Source organism: Corynebacterium sp., assembly GCF_012837295.1.
Taxonomy (GTDB): Bacteria; Actinomycetota; Actinomycetes; order Mycobacteriales; family Mycobacteriaceae; genus Corynebacterium.
In genome coordinates this window covers 1-4,461 of record NZ_DURI01000038.1, presented here as the reverse complement: position 1 = coordinate 4,461, position 4,461 = coordinate 1, and the positions used below count along the sequence as shown (strand labels likewise).

General features: G+C 68.6%; 5 protein-coding genes and 1 pseudogene. 4 read left to right on the top strand and 2 right to left on the bottom strand.

The window, feature by feature from the left end:
• A pseudogene (locus tag GX015_RS01335) lies at window positions 1-335 on the top strand (hypothetical protein); the annotation flags it as partial.
• A 254-nt stretch (window positions 336-589) separates the two neighbouring features.
• A complete protein-coding gene (locus GX015_RS01330; protein ID WP_291342214.1) occupies window positions 590-1,072 on the top strand; it encodes a hypothetical protein in 483 nt (160 codons plus the stop codon).
• A 17-nt stretch (window positions 1,073-1,089) separates the two neighbouring features.
• Here the strand turns inward: GX015_RS01330 and GX015_RS01325 are convergent, their stop codons facing one another.
• Window positions 1,090-1,743: an RDD family protein gene (locus GX015_RS01325; RefSeq protein WP_291342213.1), complete on the bottom strand. Its 654-nt coding sequence runs from the start codon at window positions 1,741-1,743 to the stop codon at window positions 1,090-1,092.
• Between the two features lie 100 nt (window positions 1,744-1,843).
• Between GX015_RS01325 and GX015_RS01320 the strand changes: the two genes are divergently transcribed.
• Window positions 1,844-2,641: an exodeoxyribonuclease III gene (locus tag GX015_RS01320; protein ID WP_291342211.1), complete on the top strand. Its 798-nt coding sequence runs from the start codon at window positions 1,844-1,846 to the stop codon at window positions 2,639-2,641.
• Here GX015_RS01320 and GX015_RS01315 read toward each other — a convergent pair.
• The gene (locus tag GX015_RS01315; protein ID WP_291342209.1) at window positions 2,629-3,837 is read right to left on the bottom strand and encodes a multidrug effflux MFS transporter; all 1,209 of its coding nucleotides are present in this window, start codon (window positions 3,835-3,837) and stop codon (window positions 2,629-2,631) included. The two genes, GX015_RS01320 and GX015_RS01315, sit on opposite strands and share 13 nt — an antisense overlap.
• A gap of 100 nt (window positions 3,838-3,937) precedes the next feature.
• On the opposite strand from GX015_RS01315, the gene GX015_RS01310 reads away from it, so the two are divergent.
• A partial coding sequence (locus GX015_RS01310; protein ID WP_291342207.1) for a MarR family winged helix-turn-helix transcriptional regulator occupies window positions 3,938-4,461 on the top strand: 524 nt, incomplete at its 3' end.

Here is a 4,461-nt window from a genome sequence, read left to right as displayed (position 1 = left end):
ACACCACCGGCGACGGCGTGGTCGACACCCTGTCGCTCGACCTCGACGGCGACGGCATCGTCGACGCCGAGATGCGCGAGCCGGTCGGCGACGGCTTCTCCGAGCTCCACGTGGACACCTCCGGCGATGGCCGCATCGACCACATCTGGTCCGACTCGGATGGCGACGGCAACATCGACACCCTGGAGATCGACCGCGACCTCGACGGCTACACGGACATCCGCTACACCGACGTCGACGGCGACGGCATCGTCGACAACGTCGAGGAGGACCCGAACTACAGTGGCGGCGACCCGGTGGATCCGAGTGCCGGCGCCGGCTCCCTGGACGCGTAGTTCCCGCTTTACGACGCCCGCCCCCTTCCCTGCTCTCCGTCCCCCTGGTAACCCACGTTTCCCGCAGTCGCTCGCGTTCCACCGCGAGCACCTGTGCGCAACGTGGGTTTCTTGCGCGCCGGGGCGTCGTCAAGCGAAAAAACTCTTTTGAGCGGGAACTTTCCGGGCCGCCGGGGCATCTCATCGGTGAAGGAAGCGCAAGAGAGGCGCTGCACCCGACACACCAGAGACCCACCCCGAGAGGAACCGGAACCATGTCCGACAACACCATCTTCACCCAGTTCATCGACGACGTCCGCGGCGACGAGCCCGCCAACGACCAGCCGCGCGACCCGGCGCCCGCGTCCGATGGCACCCCCACCGCCGAGGAGATCGGCAAGCTGCCGTTCGGCTCGATCGACGACATCGCCGACTCCGTCGACCCCGAGCAGGTGGTGACCAAGTCCGACCTCAACCGCGACGGCGACATCGACGAGATCCAGTTGGACCTCGACGGCGACGGCGTCGTCGACGTGACCATCGCCGATTACGACAACGACGGCCTGGTGAACAAGATCGACTTCGACCTCGACGGCGACGGGGAGGTCGACGCCCGCGCCTACGATTTCGACGGCGACGGCGTGGCCGACTCAGTGCTCTACGACACCACCGGCAACGGCGAGTTCGACACCCGCCACCACGACTTCGACGGCGACGGCGTCATCGACTCGATCAACGTCGACCCGAGCGCCATGTAGCGCCGGCGCCGGGGAGGCTAGTCCTTCTCGGTGACGCGCGTGCCGACGGCCCGCTCGTGCCCTCCGCGGCCAAGCGGGTCGCTTCCCGCGCTCAGGCCGATCCAGCCCATCATGGCCAGGCTGACGATCCACCCCAGGCCGGGGACCATCGACGGCAGGATCCACAGGTTGCGGCGCAGGCCGTCGCCGCCGGAGACGGGCAGGCCGTTGGGGCCGCCCATCCGCAGGCCCATGGCGTGCTTGCCGGGCGAGCCCTCGAAGATCGCGTCGCCCATGGCGCGGTAACCGTAGAAACCGGCGGGGCCGGCGAAGAGCGCGGCGACGGCGCCGGCGGCCCACGCGTCCGGCGGGCCGAAGACGCCGAGCAGCACCAGCAGGACGGCGAGCAGCCCGGCGTAGATCGCGCCGTCGACGAACAGCGCGCCGAGTCGCCTGATCAGCGGAGCATTCACCGCTTCCGGGTCGTAGCCCAGCGCTTCGGCGGCGGCGGCCGTCGCGGGCGTGATGTGCGGGTTGCGGGGCACGCCGAGCAGCGGGTGATCCGCAGGCACCGGCGTCCGCGCCACGAACGGGGCGGGCGGCTGTGCCGGCGTGGGCTGCTGCGCGAAGGGGTCGACCTCGTACGGGTTCGCGGACGTGAACGGATCCACGTGGACTCGCCTGCCGTGCATGTCGGATACCGCCTTTCTGTCACGCGCCTCTGTCACCCCGTCCAACGGCCGCCGCCCCGCGTTTGTTCCCGGCCCCCGCGCCGCCGGGTACGGTTGCCGCATGCGTATTTGCGTCTGGAACGTCAATTCCGCCCGCACCCGCCTCGAGCGGATGGCCGGGCTGCTCGAGCGCCACGACGTCGACGTCCTGGCCGTGCAGGAGACCAAGTGCCGCGACCATCAGTTCCCCGCGGCGCGCTTCGAGGAGCTCGGCTACCGGGTCGCCCACCACGGCCTCAACCAGTGGAACGGCGTGGCCATCATTTCCCGCGTCGGCCTCGACGACGTGGTCACGGGCTTCCCCGGCCAGCCGGGGTTCACCAAGGACCAGAAGCTCGAGCAGCTCGCGGAGGCCCGCCACATCGCGGCGACGTGCGGCGGCGTGCGCGTCCACAGCGTCTACGTCCCCAACGGCCGCGAGGTCGGCGACCCGCATTACGACTACAAGCTGCGGTTCCTGGAGGCCCTGCGGGATGCGGGCAAGGCTTCGCTTGACGACGATCCGGCGCACAAGGCCATGATCGGCGGCGATTTCAACATCGCGCCCCGCGACGAGGACGTGTGGGACATGGCGTTTTTCGAGGGCAAGACGCACGTCACCGGTCCGGAGCGCGCGGCGTTCGAGGCGCTGCAGGAGGCGGGTTTCCGCGACGTCACCCGCCCGTGGACCGAGGGCCAGTGGACGTACTGGGATTACCAGCAGCTGCGGTTCCAGAAGCGCCAGGGCATGCGCATCGACTTCCAACTGGCCACGCCCGCGTTGGCGGAGACCGTCACGGGAGCGTTCATCGACCGCGAGGAACGCAAGGGCAAGGGCGCGTCCGACCACGCCCCCGTCATCGTCGACTACGACGTGTAGTTCTCCCGCTTGACGCCCCACACGTAACCGGCGAGGGCCACGAGCACCGAGCACGTCATCACGGTGCCCATGGTCGCCGCGGCGTCGGCACCGAGGCCGACCATTGGCGAGATCGCGCCGGCGACGACGAACTGTCCGGCGCCGAGCATCGCCGACGCCGCGCCCGCACGGCGGCGGGCCAGGCCCGTCGCCAGTGCGGTGGCGTTGCCCATGATGAAGCCCATCGAGAACAGGGCGAGCATCAGCAGCGGAACGATGACCCACACGGTCGGGTTGAGGAGGGCGTCGACAAGCAAAAGAACCGAGGCCGTGAGCATGAGCAGGATGCCGAAGGCCAACAGCCGGCGCGGATCGATGGTGTTGACCATCCGCGCGCTGACGGCCGAACCCAGCACGATCATCGCCGACGACACCGCGAAGAGCATCGAATAGGTGCCCACGCCCAGGCCGAGCTGGCCCTGCATGACGAACGGCGAGCCGGAGATGTACGCGAACATCGCGCCGAAGCTGAACCAGAACGCAATGACGTAGCCGAGGAATCCGCGGATCTTCACGACCTCCGCGATGCCGCCGAACAGGCCGCGCAGACCGCCTGCGCTGCGGTTTTCCGGCGGCAGCGATTCCTTGACCACCAGGGCCAAGACGATCATGGCGAAAACGTTGAACAAACCCATGAACACGAAAATCGAGCGCCAGCCGAAGGGCACCAGCAGCACCGCGCCGACGAGCGGGGCCATGATCGGGGCGATGCCGTTGATGAGCATCATCAACGCGAACGCCCGTGCCGCGGTCTTGCCCACCGCCAAGTCGGCGACCACCGCGCGCGCCAGGACGACGCCGGCGCCGCCCGCGATGCCCTGGACCAGGCGGCCGCCCCACATGACCCAGATGTCCGGGGAGACCGCGCAAACGAAGGCGGCGGCCGCGGCGATGAGCTGGCTGCCCAGCAGCAGGCGGCGGCGGCCCATCGAGTCCGACATCGGGCCGATGAAGAACTGGCCCAGCGCCATGCCGGCCATGAACAGCGTCAACGTCAGCTGGATGCCCGGTTCCGTGGTGCCGAGGTCGTCGGCCATGAGCGGGAAGGCGGGCAGGTAGGTGTCGATCGACAGCGGTCCCGCCATCGTCGCCAGCGCCAGCGCGGCGAGGAGGGACAGGGGGACGCCGGTGTTTTTCCCGGAGATTTCCGCACGCATGTAACACACGACTTTCTACACTGAATATATAGTTGAGGGACTATTCCGGACCCCGCAGGATTCCCGCGGCCGCCCCGGACCCGAGAAAGGAAGGTACACCATGGTTTCCGCTTCCTCCGCCGAGAACCCCGGCTTCACCCCGGACTTCGACGCGGCGACGAAGGAGAACGTCCGGCGCATCGCGATCGGGTTGTACGACTTCCTGGCCGCCACCCGTCGCCTCGGGGAACGCCCCAACCAGCGGCTCGACATTTCGCAGTCGGAGATGGAGGTCCTGCACTTCATTTCCACCCACCCCGGCTGCGGCGTATCGGACATCGCGCGGCTGCGGTTCCTGCGGCCGTCCAACGTGTCGGCCACCGTGCGGCGCCTGCTCGACAACAACCTGATCAAGCGTGAGCACAACGCCGTCGACCGCCGGGCCCAGGACCTCTACGTCTCCGACACCGGCACCGAGCTGCTGGAGCAGATGATCGGCCATTGGGGCGAGATCATCGAGCGCATCGTGTTGACGATGAGCCCGGATGATGTCCGCCGCCTGGCCAAGGCCGTCCAGCCGCTGCTGCAGCTCGCCGAGCACTCCGAGACCTTCGTCGAGGAGCACCAGAGGCGGCACGAGACGTT